At 39.5% G+C, this 20518-nt stretch carries 19 protein-coding genes; 14 read left to right on the top strand and 5 right to left on the bottom strand.

Going from position 1 to position 20518, the window contains the following annotated elements; translation table 11 throughout:
* From L655_RS0119965 to L655_RS0119945, 5 genes are all read left to right on the top strand, one after another.
* A partial coding sequence (locus tag L655_RS0119965; RefSeq protein ID WP_024606067.1) for a PUA domain-containing protein occupies window positions 1–450 on the top strand: 450 nt, incomplete at its 5' end.
* A 101-nt stretch (window positions 451–551) separates the two neighbouring features.
* A complete protein-coding gene (locus L655_RS0119960) occupies window positions 552–1526 on the top strand; it encodes a GGDEF domain-containing protein (protein ID WP_024606066.1) in 975 nt (324 codons plus the stop codon).
* A 56-nt stretch (window positions 1527–1582) separates the two neighbouring features.
* Complete coding sequence (locus L655_RS0119955; protein WP_002961611.1) at window positions 1583–1942, top strand: glutaredoxin domain-containing protein; 360 nt, start codon at window positions 1583–1585, stop codon at window positions 1940–1942.
* 39 nt (window positions 1943–1981) lie between these two features.
* Window positions 1982–3466, top strand: coding sequence for a glutamate--tRNA ligase (gene gltX, locus L655_RS0119950; protein WP_024606065.1), 1485 nt, complete (start codon window positions 1982–1984; stop codon window positions 3464–3466).
* A gap of 163 nt (window positions 3467–3629) precedes the next feature.
* A complete protein-coding gene (locus tag L655_RS0119945; RefSeq protein WP_024606064.1) occupies window positions 3630–3929 on the top strand; it encodes a hypothetical protein in 300 nt (99 codons plus the stop codon).
* Window positions 3930–3945: 16 nt separating this feature from the next.
* Here L655_RS0119945 and L655_RS0119940 read toward each other — a convergent pair whose 3' ends face one another.
* The gene (locus tag L655_RS0119940; RefSeq protein ID WP_024606063.1) at window positions 3946–4338 is read right to left on the bottom strand and encodes a hypothetical protein; all 393 of its coding nucleotides are present in this window, start codon (window positions 4336–4338) and stop codon (window positions 3946–3948) included.
* Window positions 4339–4442: 104 nt separating this feature from the next.
* On the bottom strand, window positions 4443–5051 hold the full coding sequence (locus tag L655_RS0119935; RefSeq protein ID WP_240917456.1) for a CPBP family intramembrane glutamic endopeptidase: 609 nt from the start codon (window positions 5049–5051) through the stop codon (window positions 4443–4445).
* 358 nt (window positions 5052–5409) lie between these two features.
* Here L655_RS0119935 and L655_RS0119930 point away from each other — a divergent pair, with 358 nt between their 5' ends.
* From L655_RS0119930 to L655_RS0119915, 4 genes are all read left to right on the top strand, one after another.
* On the top strand, window positions 5410–6111 hold the full coding sequence (locus L655_RS0119930; RefSeq protein ID WP_024598641.1) for a DUF3581 domain-containing protein: 702 nt from the start codon (window positions 5410–5412) through the stop codon (window positions 6109–6111).
* 188 nt (window positions 6112–6299) lie between these two features.
* A complete protein-coding gene (locus L655_RS0119925; RefSeq protein ID WP_024606061.1) occupies window positions 6300–7547 on the top strand; it encodes a DEAD/DEAH box helicase in 1248 nt (415 codons plus the stop codon).
* 58 nt (window positions 7548–7605) lie between these two features.
* Window positions 7606–8586: a sensor domain-containing diguanylate cyclase gene (locus tag L655_RS0119920; protein WP_024606060.1), complete on the top strand. Its 981-nt coding sequence runs from the start codon at window positions 7606–7608 to the stop codon at window positions 8584–8586.
* Between the two features lie 13 nt (window positions 8587–8599).
* Complete coding sequence (locus tag L655_RS0119915) at window positions 8600–8788, top strand: hypothetical protein (RefSeq protein ID WP_024606059.1); 189 nt, start codon at window positions 8600–8602, stop codon at window positions 8786–8788.
* A gap of 126 nt (window positions 8789–8914) precedes the next feature.
* Here the strand turns inward: L655_RS0119915 and L655_RS0119910 are convergent, their stop codons facing one another.
* Window positions 8915–9871: a methylenetetrahydrofolate reductase gene (locus tag L655_RS0119910; protein ID WP_024606058.1), complete on the bottom strand. Its 957-nt coding sequence runs from the start codon at window positions 9869–9871 to the stop codon at window positions 8915–8917.
* A gap of 250 nt (window positions 9872–10121) precedes the next feature.
* Here L655_RS0119910 and L655_RS0119905 point away from each other — a divergent pair, with 250 nt between their 5' ends.
* From L655_RS0119905 to L655_RS0119895, 3 genes are all read left to right on the top strand, one after another.
* The gene (locus L655_RS0119905; RefSeq protein ID WP_024606057.1) at window positions 10122–13004 is read left to right on the top strand and encodes a pitrilysin family protein; all 2883 of its coding nucleotides are present in this window, start codon (window positions 10122–10124) and stop codon (window positions 13002–13004) included.
* Window positions 13005–13201: 197 nt separating this feature from the next.
* Window positions 13202–14020, top strand: a complete 819-nt coding sequence (gene cysE, locus L655_RS0119900) for a serine O-acetyltransferase (protein WP_024606056.1) — start codon at window positions 13202–13204, stop codon at window positions 14018–14020.
* A gap of 35 nt (window positions 14021–14055) precedes the next feature.
* Window positions 14056–14733, top strand: a complete 678-nt coding sequence (locus tag L655_RS0119895; protein ID WP_024606055.1) for a hypothetical protein — start codon at window positions 14056–14058, stop codon at window positions 14731–14733.
* Here L655_RS0119895 and xseA read toward each other — a convergent pair.
* Window positions 14730–16061, bottom strand: a complete 1332-nt coding sequence (gene xseA / locus L655_RS0119890; RefSeq protein WP_024606054.1) for an exodeoxyribonuclease VII large subunit — start codon at window positions 16059–16061, stop codon at window positions 14730–14732. The two genes, L655_RS0119895 and xseA, sit on opposite strands and share 4 nt — an antisense overlap.
* Window positions 16062–16196: 135 nt before the next feature.
* Between xseA and guaB the strand changes: the two genes are divergently transcribed.
* Window positions 16197–17666: an IMP dehydrogenase gene (guaB, locus tag L655_RS0119885; RefSeq protein WP_002958783.1), complete on the top strand. Its 1470-nt coding sequence runs from the start codon at window positions 16197–16199 to the stop codon at window positions 17664–17666.
* Window positions 17667–17931: 265 nt separating this feature from the next.
* Window positions 17932–19509 (top strand): glutamine-hydrolyzing GMP synthase, encoded by a 1578-nt coding sequence (guaA, locus tag L655_RS0119880; RefSeq protein WP_024606053.1) that lies wholly within the window; start codon window positions 17932–17934, stop codon window positions 19507–19509.
* A gap of 15 nt (window positions 19510–19524) precedes the next feature.
* On the opposite strand, the gene L655_RS0119875 is transcribed toward guaA, so the two are convergent.
* On the bottom strand, window positions 19525–20518 hold a 994-nt coding region (locus L655_RS0119875), incomplete at its 5' end, for an IS66 family transposase (RefSeq protein ID WP_024605193.1).

Raw genomic sequence — 20518 nt, 5'->3', positions numbered from 1 at the left:
GCCGCCGATATTGCAAGGCGCGCAGGCGTTGAAGTTATTATTGCTAAAGGTGCAGGTAAAAACGTTATTTTAAAATGTATGAGTGACGAGTTACCAGGCACGCGTTTTTTAAAACTCACCGCCCCAAAAGATGGCCGTAAAAAATGGTTACTAGCCGGGCCTAAAAGTACCGGTCAAATTGTTATTGATACAGGTGCTATTGGCGCCCTTCAAAATAAAGGCGCAAGTTTACTCGCTAAAGGCGTTACTAATGCATTTGGACGTTTTGAACGCGGTGATTTAATTGATTTAATAGATACTAAAAATCAAGTGATTGCACGGGGCTTAACGCGATTTAGTAGCGTTGAGGTAAATAAAATAAAGGGTGCGCACTCTAGTCAAATAGGCCAATTACTCGATTACGATAGTGGCGCAGAAGTATTGCATCGCGACGACTTAGTATTACTTTAATACCTGTTCTAAAGGATTAGTTAATAAGTATTACCTCATAACTTAGTAAATTCATGAGTATTGTCTAGACTAATAAAAGTTTAATTAGTTTAGGCAGTGTAATGAAGGCAAATAAGTGTGGGCACGAATGGATTATTAAGCTTACCCAGCAAGAGGAAGAAAGTGATTTAGATAGCGCATTAATACAAATAATTGGCGACTTGCTCGAAGTTGATAATTTTGCCATTTACGTCAATAAAAATTTTTCAGCCCCCATACCCCCTACTCTTATAAATTCAAATAGTAATTTAGAGCAATTAAGCCCAGATGAAGCATCATTGTTATTACAAAAGGTCACTCAAAATAAAATTAGGGTGAGCTATGCCTTTAGTAGTACTACAAGTTACGTGCCTATTTATCATTTTGGAAAAGTAGTCGGCACTTTATTAATAGAAACCGAGCAAGAATTACCAGAACGAACAACTATGTTAGCTGTACATATTTTAAATATTTATGCTAATCAGCTTGGGCTATTATATAAGTCGCGGTTAGATCCACTTACAGAGCTTTTAAATAGGCAAACATTTGATAAAAAAGTAATTGAGATTGTATCGGGTAACGGTTTTTTGTTACCAAGAAATGATAACAATAAAAAGCGACGTTGGTATTTAGCTATTGCCGATATCGACAACTTTAAAAATATTAATGATAACTACGGGCATGTAATTGGCGATGAGGTTATTTTACTTATTGCACGGCTACTAAAAAATAATTTTAGAATAGAAGACTATGTATTTAGGTATGGTGGTGAAGAATTTGCTATGTTATTTCAAGCAGAAACAGAGGGTGATGCACATGTTGCACTTAACCGGTTACGCCTTAATGTTGCCCAATACCCTTTTCCACAAATTGGCCAATTAACCATTAGCATTGGTTTTTTAGAGTTATTGAGTATTGATACTGTATCGAGTATTGTAAACCAGGCTGATTTAGCGCTTTACTACTCTAAAAATGCTGGTCGTAATAGAGTTGCCTCCTACAGTGAATTAGAAGTTAATAACGAACCAAAGATAGATAACAGTATTGAGCTTTTTTGATTGTAAATTTGTGCTAAAATCTGGCTCCTTAAATTGTTGTAAGCAGAGCACAGAACATGAAATTAGTTCGTTGGTTTTTAGGTTGTATAATCTTATTCTTTAATTTTGTATTTACTCCTCGCAGTAAAAAGCGTGCAAGCGACGAGCAAGCACAGCTTGATCAGCAAACCTCACAATTTAAACTGTACCAATTTAAAGCATGCCCGTTTTGTGTAAAAGTACGTCGCGCCATTAAGCGCGAAGGCTTAAACATAGAAACGCGTGATGCAAAAAATAATGAGCAATATCGTCAAGAGCTTCTTGAACAAGGCGGCAAAGTTAAAGTGCCTTGTCTGCGTATAGAGAAAAATGGCCAAGTACAATGGCTGTATGAATCAAACGATATTATTGCTTACTTAAACAAAGTAGCTGCATAAACCACTTTTATTATCTCACTTATTTAAAGAGAATTTACCATGACAATTCGCACCCGTGTTGCCCCGTCGCCAACTGGTGACCCGCATCTTGGCACCGCTTATATCGCCTTATTTAACTACTGTTTTGCTAAACAACAAGGCGGTGAATTTGTACTTCGTATTGAAGATACAGACCAAGTACGTAGCACGCCAGAGTCTGAACTTGCGATTATGGATAGCTTACGCTGGTTAGGGCTTGAGTGGGATCATGGTCCTGATGTGGGTGGCGAATTTGGTCCTTACCGTCAATCTGAGCGTAGCGATTTATATAAAAAATACGCGCATCAGTTAGTTGACGATGGTAAAGCGTTTTACTGCTTTGCAACAAGCGAAGAGCTTGATCAAATGCGTGAAGAGCAAATGGCAGAAGGCTTGCGCCCTAAATACGACGGTCGTGGTTTAAACCATACAGATGAAGAAATTAAAGCAAACTTAGCGGCAGGCAAACCTTACGTTATACGTATGAAAATCCCAAGCGAAGGCACATTTAAGTTTAACGACTACCTACGAGATGAAATTGAGATCCCGTGGGAAAACGTAGACATGCAAGTGCTTTTAAAAGCGGATGGTTTCCCAACGTACTTTTTAGCGAACGTAGTTGATGACCACCATATGCAAATTAGTCATATTTTCCGTGGCGAAGAGTGGATTAACTCAGCACCTAAGTTATTAAAACTTTACGAAGATTTTGGTTGGGAAGCGCCGGTACTTGGTCATTTACCATTACTACGTAACCCAGATAAATCAAAGCTATCTAAGCGTAAAAATCCAACGTCTATTAACTACTATAAAGAAATGGGTTACCTGCCAGAAGCCGTACTTAACTACTTAGGTCGTATGGGTTGGTCAATGCCAGATGAGCGTGAAAAATTCACACTTAATGAAATGATTGAAAACTTTGACATGAAGCGTGTATCGCTTGGTGGTCCGGTATTTGACGTAGATAAACTAAGCTGGTTAAACGGCATGTGGATCCGCGAAAACCTAACCGACGAACAGTTAATTCAGCGCTTTGTTGATTGGAAGTTTAACGGCGAAATGCTCGCTAAAATATTACCAGAAGTTAAAACACGTATTAATACACTGTCGGATATGGTTGAACTAGCAGGGCACTTTGTAGGCGGAATTCCAACTTACGATCCTGCGTTATTAACAGCCGGCAAAGCAGACGAAAACGTAATTCGCCAAGCGCTACAATTTTTTGTATGGCAGCTTGAAGGCTTGCGTAGCTTTGATAAGCCCGCTATTTTTGCAATTGCAAAAGAAGTGGCTACATTCCACGAGCTTAAAATTAAAGACTTTTTAGAGCCAATTTTTGTCGCAATTACAGGCAAAACATCAAGTACGTCAGTGCTTGATGCCATGGAAATATTAGGCTCTGACTTATCACGTGCTCGTTTACGTGTAGCGCTTGCTCATTTAGGTATTTCTAAAAAGCAGGCTAAAAATATAGAGCGTGCGTACCGCGAATACCCAAGTGCATAATTGCTAAACAATGTACTTTTAAAAGCCGAGCTTAGTAAAATAAGTTCGGCTTTTTTGTTTCAGGCTGTTTAGCTATATGACATCGTATTTTGATATTGTTTAACTAAAGTATTCATAATTTACTAAATGCTACAATGCGGCATATAAACTCATAGGAGGCAGTATGATTGCACCTGTAAAAAACAAAGCCATTTTTAGCAGTAACACATTTTCGATAAACCTTGTTACTTACCCAACTAATCATAGCGTAATGAACCATATTGACCCTGTGCAGCAAGGGCGCTATTACAAGCTGAATTTTGTATTAGAGAAACCTAAAGCGGGTGGGGTATTTAAATGCTCAAAATGCATTATAAATTTATTTAATCGCGTGTATTTGTTCAGACCCGATAAGTACGAACACAGCGTATCTAAAATCGAGTCTGGAAAGCGTGTGCTACTGAGCTTTGCGGTTAATATATAATTTGCACTTTTACTTATTAATAGTCGTAGGCCTGTCCGGTGCATAAAACAGATAAGTCGCAGTACGATACAGACGTTCCACTACAAGAATTAATAGTAAAAGCATTCCCGCCCCTGCGCATAGCATCAGCTTTAAGTAAATCAATCGCGTTTGATTTAGAGCGATTGTAACTTACATTATTGTTACCCATACCGTCGCCATCACAGCTTTCACCTTCTATTCGGCCTAAAAGTGTTGCGCCACTTTCGTGTGCTTCTTGGTCGCTATAAAATTGCTGTAAATCTCTTTTATTAACGTAGGTGCCAATTTCTTGAGATAAAACACCGTTGTCTATATCTGTATGATAAGTCATGCCTGAACAACCCGTTATTGTGGCCAGCACTGTTATTGTCATTATAAAACGTGGCATATTTATTAGTCCTTTAATTTATTATTTAAAGTAGTAAATTACTAACAAAATCAAATGCTGGCAATGTTTGCCAACAGGTAAATTGTTAGCATTTGTAAATGTATTTAGATTTTACTGAGCATAGGGTAAGTAAACAAAAAGAAGTGGCAAACATTAACTAACCAATGGCATAAAATAGCCCACGCTAAGCGCTGCGTTTTATAAAAAATATAGCTATATCCTAAGCCTGCAATAAATGAAACCAATACATAGTTAAATCCTCCAGCAAAATGCGCCAAAGCAAACACTGCTGCTGTCATTATTGGGGCAAGTAGCGCTAGGCGAGGAGATGTGATTATTTGGCTAAGTTTGGTTTGTAATAAACCTCTAAACAAAGCTTCCTCAGCTACACAGGTAAATAAAAGATTAATAGCAATAAAGGCTAACCAAAAGTTGGGCACTTTTGGGTTAAAGCTTACAAGTCCAAGTGTTAAAGCCGCAGTGAGCGAAGTTAAAACAGTAGCAATAATTATAAAAATAGGTTGTTTAACGTTTAATGGGCCTGCTTTTAAAGCTTTTTTACTCGAATAAAAGTAAGCACAAAGGAATAACCCAGCCATAGCTTTATCAAAGTTAGCATAAAGGGTAAAAGTAATCGCATCGCTTGTAATACGCTCGTCTATAACAATAGGGAGGTTATTAAAACCAGGTACCCAATGAAGTGCTAATGCCAATGAGGAAACTATAAAAACAGTACTTAATATAGCGCGTATTATTGCCCGCTTTGTATTTAGCACACAGTAGTATAAAACAACGTAAAGCCCAGTGAACAGGAGAGCATATAAATTTATATAACCTTGAAAATACGCACTTACAACACCTAAAGCTAGTAAGTAGTGCCAAAGGGGTTGTCGCATTATTGATATTTTGCAGTACGGAAAAACACATATAATTGATAGCGCTAATAAATAAAAAGTCATTGTTTTTTATTGCTCTGTTTTATTTAGCCATTAATCTAACAGATTCGACCTCTCAATATTTTTTTTCTGGTAATATAGATAGGTTATAAGCAGTTTAAGCAGTGAACAAACTATGTTAAGTCCTTTTTTTCAGCAGCATGCTGATTATGTTTCTATCTCTCGTGAGCAGGGTTGTCGATTCGCTAAATGCGTTGCCGACGATTACAATCCACTTCACGACAAAGATGCCAAAAAGTTTTGCGCGCCAGGAGACTTACTTTTTTCATTGGTACTAGACCGCTACGGTATTAGTGAACAAATGGAATTTACTTTTGCCGGTATGGTTGATGAAAACACCAAACTTAATTTTCCTGAGGGAGCTGATGAGTTTGATGTAACCAATGGCGAAAAAGTAATTTTAAAGGTAAAGCGCAGCGGTAAAACCAGCCAATGCCCAGCATTAACTAATAGTCTTATAAAAAATTATGTTGAGTTTTCTGGTACTACTTTTCCGCATGTAATTATTCCATTAATGGGTAAGCAAGAGGTAATGATAAACCCTGCTCGTCCGATGGTGATTTACGAATCAATGCTTATCAATCTTGATAATCTTGATATTACAGAACCAGAACTTGAGTTTGCAGAGCCTAGTTTTGAGTATGCTGGTAAGCGCGGAAAAATCACACTACGTTTTAACCTGTTGGAAAACGGCGTTAAAGTGGGTAGTGGTGAAAAGCACATGGTGGTTTCGGGTATACGCGAATACTGCCAAGCAACAGTTGACGATTTAATAGCGTTTTACAACGAGCGTAAAGCGACACTAAAGCCAGCATAAAGCTACAGCAAATTATAAAAGGCGCTAAATACAGCTGTTATTTAGCGCCTTTTTTATTGGTTTTTTTATTGTTTTAGCGCTAAAGCGAAAGTGAGCAACCACGATTAAATACTTTTCTGGACTGGTTAATTTACGCAGTACAGTAATATGCGTACAATAGCGCTCTTTGTTATTTTAAAGCTAAGCCTATGTCTGCCACTACGTTCTCATCACTTAATCTCGACCCGTTATTATTAACAGCGATTGAGCAAAATAATTACACTCAACCAACCGCAATTCAGATTAGAACTATTCCGCCTATTTTAGCCGGAAGTGATGTAATGGGCAGCGCGCAAACAGGAACGGGTAAAACTGCCGCCTTTGTTTTACCTTTATTACATAAGCTTTTAAATACCCATAAAAAAGATGAGCAAGGCCTTGCACGTGTAGTCATTTTAACGCCAACCCGTGAGCTTGCTCAGCAAGTATTTGCAAGCTTTGAAAAGTACGCACAAGGCACTAATATCAATGGCGCTTTAGCCTATGGTGGCGCAAGTATTGGCCCTCAAATAAAAGCACTTAAAACAGCGCAAGTTATAGTGGCAACACCTGGGCGTTTGCTTGATCATATAGTTAAAGGCAGTGTGGTACTTTCAAGCGTAGACTCCTTAGTGTTTGACGAAGCTGACCGCATGCTTGATATGGGCTTTATTGATGAAATTAGACGTATATTGCGACATATCCCGGGCGATCGCCAAACTTTACTATTTTCAGCTACGTTTGATGACAGCGTGTTTGAACTCAGTAAAAAGTTACTTAAAAACCCAGAACTAATTGAAGTTGATAAACGTAACTCAGCCGCAGTTGAAGTAGAGCAAGTTATTTACGCTGTAGATGAGGATCGTAAGCGCGAACTTGTATCGCACATGATTGGTATGAAAAACTGGCGCCAAGTGCTTATTTTTACTCGCACAAAACAAATGGCTGATCAGCTTGCTAAAGAAATGTGTAAAGACGGTTTAAAAACCGAATCAATCCATGGCGACAAATCGCAAGGCGCACGCGACCGTGCATTGCAAAACTTTAAAGAAGGTATTACACGCGTACTTGTTGCAACCGATGTAGCTGCGCGTGGTTTAGATATTTCTACACTTAGATACGTAATTAACTTTGAACTACCGTACATTGCCGAGGATTACGTGCACCGTATTGGCCGTACAGGTCGTGCTGGCGAACAAGGACTTGCTATGTCGCTGGTAAGTCTTGATGAGCAATGGCTGCTAGAAGAAATTGAAGTACTACTCGATACGCGTTTAACGCCGCAGTGGTTAGAAGGTTACGAGCCAGATCCTAATAAAAAGCCAAAAGATAATCGTAAAAATACTAACAAGTCGCGAAAAGATCGCGATAAAAAACGCATCACTGGTAAAAGAGAGCCAAGTAGACGTCGTAAATAATAGCTTTTACTTTGCTTTCTTGCCTATACTGGAGCTACTAAATAGCCGAGGTAAAGCAATGTTTGAAATTGATCAATGGGCATTTTCTGGTATTGATGGCCAAATATCTTTGCATAAATGGCAAAAAACAATCGACCTTATAACGGGGCTTTTTTCAGCCCCGTCTGGTTATATAGTTCAGGCAACAAGCAAAGGCTATCGCGTTGTTATTAGAAGCAACGAAGGTGGATCTAACTTTGAGACCAATCCTATACTCCCTCCTCAAACACCTCTGTTTTGTCGGTACGTTGCTGAAACTAAAAATATTTTATATGTTAATGATGCAAGCAATAACGATGCATGGAACACCCTACCAGAAGTAGTTGAAGATGGTGTTGAATCCTACCTAGGTTTACCTATTCATTGGCCTGAAGGCGAAGTATTTGGCACGCTATGTTTAAAAGACACTAAAAAAACAAGCTATACCGATGAATACTTTGAACTCATAGAGCAACTACGCGATTTAATTGAAGACGACCTAGCGCTTGTGTATAGCTATGAGCAAATGCGCGAAATAGCCATGTTAGACTCATTAACGAATATTTATAACCGCCGAGCACTTAACTTATTAGCCCAGCAAAAACTTAACTTAGCGCTACGTTTAGGCTTTGACGTGTGTTGTTTGTTTATTGATATAAACGACTTTAAAAAATTAAACGACACCTGCGGACATGAAGTGGGCGACAAAGCCTTAATTATATTGGCAGATACGCTAAAAACGCATTTAAGAGATGCTGATATAGTAGGGCGCTTAGGTGGCGATGAGTTTGTTGCAGTAATGCAAGTAAGCGATAAAAGCAAAATTAACTACATCATGGATAAAATTTCGACTGAGTGTTCAAAAGCCTTACTCAAAGAAGACGTTTGCGATTTATCGCTTAGTATTGGTTATAGTTTTACTAATAAACAAAAGCAGCCCTTTGAAGCGCTATTAAGTGATGCAGACCACGCAATGTATAAAAATAAACAAGCGTACAAGCTCGCTAAAAAAGCACAATAAAAGGAGGTTCGTCATGACTCATGCCACACAAACTTGGCTGGTTTTTTCTGCGATAGGTTTTATTTTTTCCTTAGCAATAATAAGCTTATTTGAAACGTTTCCTAGCATTAGATTTATATCTAATGAGGGAATAATTTTTGGTGTTATGTGCTCCTCTATGGGGTTTGCCTTAAAAAGGCTTGAGAGTAATAACCAAAAATAGCTTTCATGGATAGCTTAAGCTGCAAATTTTTACTTGTATTTATTAATTAATTTTTCAAAGAACGGACATAAAAAAGCAAGCCATTAGGCTTGCCAAGAAGGGTGTTAATTAGCTCTAACCTAGTCTTTAAGCTATTAGCTTTTCCGCAAGGTTTAATTCCATAATGGCTTTTAATAAACGGTATAGGTTAATTGACGCGTCAATTTCTTCTTTACGGTTTGTTAAGCTTTCAATATTTAGGCCCAGCGGTACATCTAAATGCGCACAGCTTTTAAGTATTAAGTCGAGGTTTTCGCGGCAAATACGGACTGATTCGCTTAATGTATTGTCTGCATCAAGCATGCGCCATTTAGTTGCCTCTGGCACTGAGATACCCAACCATTGCATAAAGTCTAAGGTTTTTTCGCCGCCGCACGGGGTAAACGTTAATATAATACGTTGAGGTGTAATCCCTTGTGCTTTACATGTACGTGCGTAGCTAGTAATTAGCTCTATAGTAGCTTGTGCGTCGTAAACAGCTTGCGATATAAAAAACTGACAACCTTGTGCTGTTTTTTCTATTAATCGTTCGTGCTCATTTCGTTTACTTGAATGGCGCTCAGCAATCGTAACGCCACCTAAAAAGAAATCATCTGATTGCTCAGCCAATGCTTTATACGCATCTGGCAGGCTTAGCTTTATATCGCCTATCGATGATGGGCTACCTACTAAAACAACATTTTGTAAATCGTAGTCGTTTTTAGTTTTACTTAGCCAATCTTTAAATTCGCCTACGCCACGCTGCGCCACACTTTTATAAGTAATCACATCTTGTGCAGATAAATTACGAAGTAAATGGCTGTATTCACGCGGATCAACGGTTTGTTTAAACGCAAATGGGCGGTCTTGATTAGTGCGGCTGCTTTCGTCTTGAATGTCGTAAATTATCACGCCGTCGTATTCAATTTCGTGTAAGCGACCTAATAGCTTTTCTGCAATGATTTTTAATTGCGCTTTATCGGTGCCAATTTTAGGCGGGGTAGTACCAATAAGATAAACACCTTGGTTGGTGTCCACTATCTTCTCTTTTAGTGATAAAGCCATAATCCTCATTCCAGCTAAGTTTGTTTAGATGGATTTAATATAGCAGCCATTTAGACGTCTAGATAGATTTATTTAGTGAAAGTTTTTCAACTAACATGATGTTTATTCATTGTGCTTGTTCCCATAATTTATAATTGACACAGTTGTTTACATAATAAATTCCCTTGGGGCTCTTATATTTATTGGCTTTGGGGCATAATTAAAGAGTTAAATCTGATAACAAATTTGCTCAATTTAAAAAGGGACAACAATGAAATTTAAATTATTAGCAACCAGCTTAGCGGTATCACTGGCGTTAACGGGTTGCGCCATGCAACAAAACCAAAGCACGCAAACAACAGCACAACAAGAACAAGTAAATAAAGCTGATGACCGTGTTTTTTCACAAGATTACTTAATTGAAGAGCTAGAAAACGGCTTACGTGTCATGGTTGTTAAAACCGATTACCCTGATGTAGTGTCGCTGCAAATTCCGGTATCGGTAGGGTCGCGTAACGAAGTTGAAGAGGGCAAAACAGGCTTTGCTCACTTTTTTGAACACATGATGTTTAAAGGCTCACAAAAATACCCTGAAGATGTGTACTCAGACATATTAAAAAATTCAGGTGTTGATAACCGCGCATATACAACAAACGATTACACAAATTACCATTTAAACTTTTCAAAGCAGCATCTTGATAAAGTACTTGAGCTAGAAGCTGATATTTTTCAAAACTTAACCTACACCGAAGAGCAATTTAGAACCGAAGCGCAAACGGTAAAAGGTGAGTACTTAAAAAACAACGCGAGCCCAATTCGTAAATTATTAAGCGCTGTACGCGAAGAAGCGTTTGATAAGCACACGTATAAACACACCACTATGGGCTTTTTTAAAGACATAGAAGCCATGCCTGATCAAATGGCGTACGGAAAAGAGTTTTTTGCTAAATTTTATAAGCCTGAGTATGTGTCACTTGTTATTGTGGGCGATGTAGAGCCAAAAGCTACAATGGCAATGGTTAAAAAGCATTGGGGTAGCTGGAAAAAAGGTAACTATGTTGCCGATATTAAAGCTGAGCCTGTTCAACAAGCGCCAAAATATTTGCACCAGCAAGATGAAGCACTACCAGGGCATTGGTTGCTTGTATCGTACAAAGGCGCTGCGTGGGAGCCTGCTAAAAAAGACAGAGCGGCGCTTGATTTAATCTCACAGCTTTATTTTTCAAATAACTCTGATTTATATCAAGAGCTAGTGGTCGACAAACAAATTGCCAGCCAAATGTTTGCCTATAACCCAGAGACTAAAGATCCGGGTTTATTACACGTATTTGTTAAAGTAGAAAACGCAGACGATTTAGTCACTGCACGCGATGCAATTAACCGAACTTATGCAAAAGCACGCACTGAACTTGTTGATGGTCAAAAACTGAGTGATTTGAAATCGAATCTTAAATACAGCTTTATTAATGGTCTTGATTCGTCGCAAGCGATTGCATCAACCCTTGCCAGCTACATGCATTTTGAGCGCGATCCTGAGGTTATAAACCAGCTGTATAAATCGGCAGATAACATTACCAGCGCAGATATTAAAGCCGTTGCTAATAAATACTTTACCGATAACGCACGTACCACATTAACTATGTCGGCACTTGATAAAGCCCCAGGTTTTGAGCAAGAAGTTGATTTAAATGCGCTTACTGCAAAACTTGAACAAGCATCTGCGGCACCTGCATTTAAAGTGCTTGATAAAACGAATAGCTCGCCATTAATTGATGTTAACTTTTTATTCAATACCGGTGCGGCTGCCGACCCACAAGGCAAAAAAGGTGTTGCTGCGCTCACTGCGGCTATGCTTGCACAAGGTGGCTCAGAGGCGATAAGCTATAAAGATATTCAAAAAGCACTTTATCCGCTTGCGGGTAGCTTTGGCTATCAAATAGATAAAGAAATGCTGTCGTTCCAAGGACGTATTCATAAAGACAATGCAGCGCAGTGGTATTCACTTGTGAGCGAGCAATTATTAAACCCAGGTTTTAGAGATGACGACTTTAAACGCCTTAAAAAAGAAATGATCGACGGTATTAAGTCAGGCTTAAAAGCATCTAACGATGAAGAGCTAGGCAAAGAAGTGCTATACAGTGCACTTTACAAAAATCACCCTTACGAAAGTTACAACTACGGTGATATTTCGGATTTAGAAGCGTTGACGCTAGATGATGTTAAAGCGTTTTATAACAGCGAGCTTACGCAATCTAAACTCACGGTTGGCTTAATTGGGGCTGTGCCTGCAAACCTTAAAGCTAAAATGATGAGCGATTTTGCAACGCTACCAAAAGGTGAGCAAAGCCGTTTAAGTATTCCTGATGCGCCAGTGCTTAAAGGTCATCATGCAACGATTGTAGAAAAATCGGCGCAATCGACTGCTGTATCGTTTGGTTTTCCTATTGATACAATTAGAAGCAGTGAAGACTGGACAGCCCTTTGGCTTGTGCGTTCGTACTTTGGTGAGCACCGTAGTTCTAACAGCTTTTTATATGAGCGCATTCGTGAAACTCGCGGCATGAACTATGGCGATTACGCATACATTGAATACTTTCCACGTGGTATGTTTCAAACCAAGCCAGATGCAAACCTAGGGCGCTCAGAGCAAATATTTCAAGTGTGGTTACGCCCACTTCGCTCTAATAACGATGCGCACTTTGCAACACGTACCGCCTTGTTTGAGCTAGATAAGCTAATTAAAAATGGTATGAGCGAAGGTGATTTTGAAGCTACGCGTAACTTTTTAATTAACTTTGTGCCGCAAATGGTTGCAAGTCAAAATCGCCAATTAGGTTACGCGCTTGATAGCGAATTTTACAACACTGATAACTTTGTAAGTTACGTAACTAATAAACTTAAAACGCTAACGCTTGCTGATGTTAATCGCGTTATTAAAGAAAACTTACAAACAGACAATGTTCACTATGTATTTATTACTGGTGACGGCGCTGATATGCAAAAACGTTTAGCATCGCAGCAAACATCACCAATGATTTATAACACTAATAAACCTGCTGAATTAGTGGCTGAAGATAAAGTGATTGCTGATTATAAATTAGCAATTCCTGCAAAAAATATTGAAGTGATGAAAGTCGATAAAGTATTTCAATAATTTAAGTGTTTTTTAAGCGTTAAAATAATGCCTCGGTGCTATAAGCATCGAGGCATTTTTATTATTTAATAATGAAACTTAATAAACAGTTATACCTAATAACCAGAACAAATAACTAAGGGATTAACACCTTGGTGGTTAAATCCGTTAGACTTGGGAAAAGGCTATTTTATATCAACTTAAGGCAGTGCAGTATTATGCGTCATGCAATTTGGCAACAGCTTCGCGACGAAGCTAACGATGTAGTAAAACGTGAACCATTATTAGCAAGTCATGTTTATTCATGCATTTTGAATCATGATTGTTTAGGTTCGGCATTGAGCTTTATTGTTGCTAATAAATTGGCTGATGCGGTGGTATCTGCATTCACTATCCGAGAGCTTTTTGACCAAGCATTTGTAAAATGTGATCGTATGCTATCTTTTGTTGCCGAGGATATTAAAGCGGTAAAAGACCGCGACCCTGCATCAGAAACCTATCTTACGGTTATATTAAATCTAAAAGGTTTTCATGCTATTCAGGCGCACCGTTTGGCTAATTGCTTGTGGCAACAAAATCGCAAAGAGCTAGCGCGCTTTATTCAAAGCCGTAACTCTGAAGTGTTTGGGGTCGATATTCACCCAGCATGTAAAGTGGGTAAAGGCATTATGTTTGACCACGCAACCGGTATTGTTATTGGTGAAACAGCGGTAATTGAAGATAACGTATCAATACTTCAATCTGTAACGCTTGGCGGTACAGGCAATGAGCAGGGCGATCGTCATCCTAAAATTAGAGCGGGCGTGTTAATTGGCGCCGGCGCTAAAGTACTTGGTAATATTGAAGTAGGTGAGGGCGCACGAATTGGTGCGGGCTCAGTTGTACTTAGCAATGTTCCACCACACACAACCGCTGTTGGCGTACCCGCTAAAATTATTGGTCGACCGGATTGTGAGTGTCCGGCGCAAAGTATGAACCAAAACTTTTTAGCAAATCCTGAGCCTGAAAACGAATCGCACACGAGTGCAATGCTATAAGTAATTAAAAATAATAAAACTTAAAAGGAATTAACATGAACAAGAATAGTTTATTGGCTCTAGGGATTGGGTTTATTGCGGGTGTAGGTTTAACTTGGAGCTACTTTAATGCAGCTTCAAGTTATCCGGAATCTGTTAAGTCGCAGCCAAGTTATGAAAAACAGAAAAAGCTTCATACTGAACAACAAAGTAATGAGGTATTGAGTAATACAGGTTCAGCACCTGAGCAAGTCGCTAGTATAGAGCCCGCTGAAGACACGCCAACAACCAATTCAGAAACCCAAATGCTTGATGAACTACCTTTAGAAGAGCAAGTAACTCAGCTTAAGCAGCAGCTCGCCGAACAGAAAGCGGCGCTCAAAAGTGTTTTAAAGAAAATGAGGAGCCCTTCAGATTTTGAGCAGATTTTACGTGATAAATTTGAAAATCAAACGCGCGACGAAGAATGGGCTTATCGTACTGAGATGGCATTACAAGATTTTTTATTAACAGCTGATTTATCAATTATTCCTGACGTTGTTAGTGCAAAATGTAAAAAAACAGTATGTGAATTTGAACTTGCCGCCCCCACTGATAACGACACATTTGGTAATGCTCAATGGCGAGAGCTAAACGATAAGTTGATGGAACAAGAGTTTTGGCAACAATTTAAAAGCACTACCTCCACATCGAGCGATAGCGAACTTAAAATGTTGCTAAGTACAGAGCTTTAAATAATTTGTGATTCTATAGAGCCATCGACTAACTCTGTAACTAAAACATCGCCTGTTTTAATTTGCCCCACAGATTTAACTACTTTTCCTTGCTGTGTTTTAGTGATGCTATAACCGCGCGCTAAAACATTAAGCGGACTTATCGAGTCTAACCTGCTTGCTTGCAGTGCTAAGCTATTATTCGCTTGTTGTAACTGATGCTGTATAGCTTGGTTTAGCCTAGCTTGTAATTGCGAGAGTTGATGGCTTGCTGAAGCGAGTTTTTTATCAGGTGATTGGCGCATCAAACGCGGCGTTAAGTTATTGAGTGTGCGTTCTTGTTGATATAAACGATTGCGCATAGCTTGTTGCAGCGCAATGCTTAGCTCATCCAAACGTTGTGATTTTTGACTAAGCTGATTACGCGGATGACACAAATTAAGGCGGTGTTGTAACTGTGTTGCTAATGCGCGTTTATCGGCAATACCGTGCTTAAACGCGTTAGATAAACGATTAACCAATTGCGTTACTTTGTTGTGTAACTCTTGCGTATTTGGGCTTACAAGCTCAGCTGCGGCTGATGGAGTGGCTGCACGAACATCAGCAACGTAATCGCTAATGGTTGTATCTATTTCATGGCCTACTGCACTTACTATAGGTAATTCACTTTCAAAAATAGCCCGTGCGAGCTGTTCGTGATTAAAGCACCATAAATCTTCAAGTGATCCGCCGCCTCGTCCTAAAATAAGTACGTCTACTTCATCACGAACATTAGCTAATTCAATTTGATTAATTAAATGTAGGTGTGCTTCTTTGCCTTGTACCATAGCAGGGTAAATGATTACCTCTAGCTGCGGCGCACGGCGTTTAAGTACCGTTAAAATATCTTTTATAGCAGCGCCGGTTGCAGAGGTAATAACACCAATACGATTAATGTTTTGCGGAAGTGGTTTTTTATACGCAGAGCTAAATAATCCTTCGGCGGCCAAACGCATTTTAAGTGCATCGAATTCTTGTTTTAGCTGACCTTCGCCGGCCGGTTCCATATGCTCAACAATAAGCTGGTAGTCACCGCGAGGTTCATAAAGTGATACACGCGCTTTTACTGTAACTTGCGCGCCATTTGCAGGGCGATAGCTTTGGTTGCGATTATTCCCACGCCACATAGCGGCTTTAATTTGTGCTTTATCGTCTTTTAACGAAAAGTACCAATGGCCGGATGCAGGGGTAATAAAGTTAGAAATTTCGCCCGTGAGCACTAAAGATGCAAAACCTTGCTCAAGGATTGTGCGAATTTCTCTATTAAGGCGCGACACGGTGTAAACCGTCTGCGAAGGCTTCGAAAACATAAAAAACAACCTAAAACTATTTATTGCACTACTTTATCATAAATATTTGCGAAATATTATTTACTCATGCCAACAACGCTGTTAAAATTTGGCCGCAATTCCTTATCTTAGATCCACATGTGAGAAGTTGCCAAAATGCTTAGAATCGCTAAAGAAGCTCTTACCTTTGATGACGTACTTTTAGTACCTGGTCATTCTACTGTTTTGCCACACACGGCAAATATTTCAACTCGCTTAACGCGTGGTATCAAACTTAACTTGCCGCTTATTTCAGCATCTATGGATACTGTTACAGAAGCTCGTTTAGCTATTGCCCTTGCGCAAGAAGGTGGTCTTGGTTTTATTCATAAAAACATGACTATTGAAGAACAAGCGAAAAACGTACGTAAAGTTAAAACCTACGAAGCAGGTATTGTTTCATACCCTGTAACGGTTACTGCCGATTTAACAATTGCAGATGCAATTGAGCTTTCGCACGAAAAAGGTTTTTCAGGCTTTCCGGTTACCGATAGCAATAATGTGCTTGTAGGCATTGTTACTAGTCGTGATATGCGTTTTGAAACTAAGCTTGAACAGCCTGTTTCTACCGTTATGACTAAAAAAGAAAAGCTTGTTACCGTTAAAGAAGGCGCAGCACGCGAAGAAATTTTAGGCTTAATGCACGAACACCGCATTGAAAAAATCCTTGTTGTTGATGATGAATTTAAACTTAAAGGCATGATCACAGTAAAAGATTACCAAAAAGCCCAAGACAAACCTGACGCATGTAAAGACGACCAAGGTCGTTTACGTGTAGGTGCAGCTGTAAGTGTTGGTGCAGGTACTGATGAGCGTATTGCTGCATTAGTAGAAGCGGGTATTGATGTTTTACTTATCGATACATCGCATGGCCACTCTCAAGGTGTTATTGACCGTGTTACTAAAACACGTAAAGAGTACCCAGACTTACAAATTATTGCAGGCAACATAGCAACAGCTGAAGGTGCGATTGCACTTGCTGATGCCGGAGCGGATGCAGTTAAAGTAGGTATCGGCCCAGGCTCTATCTGTACTACACGTATTGTTACCGGTTGTGGCGTTCCACAAATTACCGCTATTTCAGATGCTGTTGAAGGCTTAAAAGGTCGCGACATTCCTGTTATTGCTGATGGTGGCATTCGTTTTTCTGGTGATATTGTTAAAGCACTTGTTGCTGGTGCATCGTGTGTAATGGTGGGTTCACTGCTTGCTGGTACTGAAGAAGCACCAGGTGAAGTTGAATTATACCAAGGCCGTTATTACAAATCTTACCGTGGTATGGGCTCATTAGGCGCGATGGATCAAAAAGAAGGTTCATCAGATCGTTACTTCCAAAAATCAAACGAAGCAGACAAGTTAGTACCTGAAGGTATAGAAGGTCGCGTAGCTTACAAAGGTCCTATTGCAACGATTATTCATCAGCAAGTGGGCGGCCTACGAAGCGCTATGGGCTTAACGGGTTGTGCAACAATTGAAGAGCTAAATACAAAACCACAATTTGTACGTGTTACTTCAGCAGGTATGGGTGAGTCGCACGTTCATGATGTGCAAATCACTAAAGAAGCACCAAATTACCGCTTAGGTTAAGCAGCGTAATTAATTTAATATACTGGGCTTGCTTTGCAAGCCCTCTTTTTAGTCGTTTATATAAATACCAATTGCATTAATAAAGTGGTCAATTATTGCGACAGATAAATGGCTCAATAACGAGGCAAAAATTTCGATTTTTAGTTTCTTCTAAATAAGAAGTTTTTAACGTGGTTAGAGAGTTATTTAGCCTGCAAGAATTAGTAATGTTTAATAAAATTGGTATTCAAAGCGGCATTTAGCATCAGACTTTACGAGATACTCCATGAGCAAAGATATTCACGATTCACGAATTCTCATTTTAGACTTTGGTTCACAATACACTCAATTAATCGCCCGCCGTGTGCGTGAAATTGGTGTTTACTGTGAACTTTGGGCATGGGATGTGACTGAAGAGCAAATCCGCGAGTTCAACCCACAAGGTATTATTCTTTCTGGTGGTCCAGAATCAACAACACTTGAAAACAGCCCGCGCGCTCCTGAGTATGTATTTAATGCAGGCGTGCCTGTGCTAGGTATTTGCTACGGTATGCAAACAATGGCAGCTCAACTTGGCGGAAGTGTACACAGCTCTGATAAAAAAGAGTTTGGTTACGCACAAGTAGAAAAAGTAGGCAGCTGTGCATTATTTGATGCAATTGAAGACAGCATTACCGATGGCGGCAACGGCATACTCGACGTATGGATGAGCCATGGCGACAAAGTAATGGATATTCCAGCTGGTTTTGCAACAACAGCTAAAACATCTACTTGTCCACATGCTGCAATGTCTAACGAAGAAAAACGTTTTTACGGTGTACAGTTTCACCCAGAAGTAACACACACGCATCAAGGTCAGCGCTTATTAGAGCGTTTTGCTATTGATATTTGTGGCTGTGAAAAATTGTGGACTGCTGCAAAAATTATCGATGATGCTATCGAGCGTATTAAAGAAACTGTAGGCGATGACGAAGTTATTTTAGGCCTCTCTGGTGGTGTTGATTCATCGGTTGTGGCTATGCTTATTCACCGTGCAATTGGCGAAAGACTAACATGTGTATTTGTTGATAATGGTTTACTTCGTTTAAACGAAGGCCAACAAGTAATGGACATGTTTGGTAATAAATTTGGCTTAAACATTGTTAAGGTTGAAGCTGAAGAGCAGTTTTTAAATGATCTAGCGGGTAAGTCAGACCCAGAAGATAAACGTAAAGCCATTGGTCACACGTTTATTAATGTATTTGATGAGCAAGCCAAAAAGCTTAAAAATGCAAAATGGTTAGCGCAAGGTACAATTTATCCTGATGTAATTGAATCAGCGGCATCTGCAACTGGTAAAGCGCATGTTATTAAATCTCACCACAATGTGGGCGGATTACCAGATGACATGAAAATGGGCCTTGTTGAGCCATTACGTGAATTATTCAAAGATGAAGTACGTAAAATTGGCCTAGAGCTAGGTTTACCGTACGACATGCTTTACCGTCATCCTTTCCCTGGACCAGGTTTAGGTGTGCGTGTACTTGGCGAAATCAAAAAAGAATACTGTGATTTATTACGCCGCGCTGATGCGATTTTCATCGAAGAGCTTCACAAAGCTGAGCTTTACCATAAAGTAAGCCAAGCGTTTACTGTATTCTTACCTGTTAAATCGGTAGGGGTTATGGGTGATGCACGTAAGTACGATTGGGTTGTATCACTTCGTTGTGTGGAAACAATCGACTTTATGACAGCGCGCTGGTCACATTTACCTTATGAGTTTTTAGGTGTGGTTTCAAACCGTATCATCAATGAAATAGATGGTATTTCTCGTGTTGTTTACGATATTTCAGGTAAACCACCTGCAACTATCGAATGGGAATAATTAATTTTAGTGTAACTATTCAGCCTCATCTGAAATGAATACATCAGGCAGCTGATTTTTGAATAATAACTCAAGGGCTAGGCTTGCAGATACATATTGTTTTCTGCAAGTCGATAAATAGCTTCTCAGCAAGCAGAACATTTCAGCTCCTTGCTTACTTCTAAAACACCCCGATATTTTTTGATGAACCTTGGTCATCCTAATATCATTCTCGCCTTGGTTGTTGGTAAATGGCACGCCAGTGCTCATCATGAAACGTAAAACATCATCTTGATAATCTCTTAGTCGTTCCAATAATGCTCGGGATTTGGTTCGCTTTAATCGGCCTCGCTGACCTTCCACTCGGCTACTTTTTTCTGGTGGTGGACATTTAGCGTCACCTTGAAGCAATATTTTTTGATATTGCTCACGATATTTCTGTTTAGCCCCTTTATCTAGGTCGGGATTATCTATTTGAGCTTTATTCATTTCTTTAAGTAAGGTTTGCATATCCTTCGCCCATTGCATGCCGTCTTGCTCCCAAGCCCTTTCTAATTCTCGGATGTGGTGAGCATTACATAATGCATGTTGGCATTGGGTATATTGATAATATGGCTTCCAATGGTCATGACATAGCACACCGGTAAAGTGCGGTAAAATACCGGCCTCATCCATCGCTATTTTTCCTCTTTTTTCATGAGGATAAAAATAAGTCCACCAAGTCGTTGATGCACCATGAAGCCATCGCCGTTTACCGCCGATATTAATGCCAGTCTCATCAACATGCAAAGTTTGATGCGGGCTTTGTAATGCCGCTTTGATGATACCTTCTGCGCCCGATGACTTTACTAGTGCCGCTGCTTGTTCATTAAAGTTAAATAAACTGCCGGCACTGATCGGAATACCTAGTTGGTCACTAAAGTATTCTTCAATGCGGTTATAAGGGAGTAATTGATATTGTGATAAGTAAACCGCATGGGCTTTCACACCAACACCATATTGAATAGGACCGTTAACACCTTGGGGGAAT

The sequence above is a fragment of the Pseudoalteromonas sp. TAE79 genome (assembly GCF_000498015.1).
Classification (GTDB): Bacteria; Pseudomonadota; Gammaproteobacteria; order Enterobacterales; family Alteromonadaceae; genus Pseudoalteromonas.
Note: the sequence above shows the minus strand (reverse complement) of the source record. Positions and strands in the feature narration are given on the sequence as shown.

Coding starts and splice junctions, on each gene's coding strand:
- L655_RS0119895 (WP_024606055.1), top strand. CDS start 14,056: ATGAACAAGAATAGTTTATTGGCTCTAGGGATTGGGTTTATTGCGGGT.
- L655_RS0119940 (WP_024606063.1), bottom strand. CDS start 4,338: ATGCCACGTTTTATAATGACAATAACAGTGCTGGCCACAATAACGGGT.
- L655_RS0119905 (WP_024606057.1), top strand. CDS start 10,122: ATGAAATTTAAATTATTAGCAACCAGCTTAGCGGTATCACTGGCGTTA.
- cysE (WP_024606056.1), top strand. CDS start 13,202: ATGCGTCATGCAATTTGGCAACAGCTTCGCGACGAAGCTAACGATGTA.
- L655_RS0119910 (WP_024606058.1), bottom strand. CDS start 9,871: ATGGCTTTATCACTAAAAGAGAAGATAGTGGACACCAACCAAGGTGTT.
- L655_RS0119960 (WP_024606066.1), top strand. CDS start 552: ATGAAGGCAAATAAGTGTGGGCACGAATGGATTATTAAGCTTACCCAG.
- L655_RS0119955 (WP_002961611.1), top strand. CDS start 1,583: ATGAAATTAGTTCGTTGGTTTTTAGGTTGTATAATCTTATTCTTTAAT.
- gltX (WP_024606065.1), top strand. CDS start 1,982: ATGACAATTCGCACCCGTGTTGCCCCGTCGCCAACTGGTGACCCGCAT.
- L655_RS0119945 (WP_024606064.1), top strand. CDS start 3,630: ATGATTGCACCTGTAAAAAACAAAGCCATTTTTAGCAGTAACACATTT.
- L655_RS0119920 (WP_024606060.1), top strand. CDS start 7,606: ATGTTTGAAATTGATCAATGGGCATTTTCTGGTATTGATGGCCAAATA.
- guaA (WP_024606053.1), top strand. CDS start 17,932: ATGAGCAAAGATATTCACGATTCACGAATTCTCATTTTAGACTTTGGT.
- xseA (WP_024606054.1), bottom strand. CDS start 16,061: ATGTTTTCGAAGCCTTCGCAGACGGTTTACACCGTGTCGCGCCTTAAT.
- L655_RS0119925 (WP_024606061.1), top strand. CDS start 6,300: ATGTCTGCCACTACGTTCTCATCACTTAATCTCGACCCGTTATTATTA.
- guaB (WP_002958783.1), top strand. CDS start 16,197: ATGCTTAGAATCGCTAAAGAAGCTCTTACCTTTGATGACGTACTTTTA.
- L655_RS0119915 (WP_024606059.1), top strand. CDS start 8,600: ATGACTCATGCCACACAAACTTGGCTGGTTTTTTCTGCGATAGGTTTT.
- L655_RS0119930 (WP_024598641.1), top strand. CDS start 5,410: ATGTTAAGTCCTTTTTTTCAGCAGCATGCTGATTATGTTTCTATCTCT.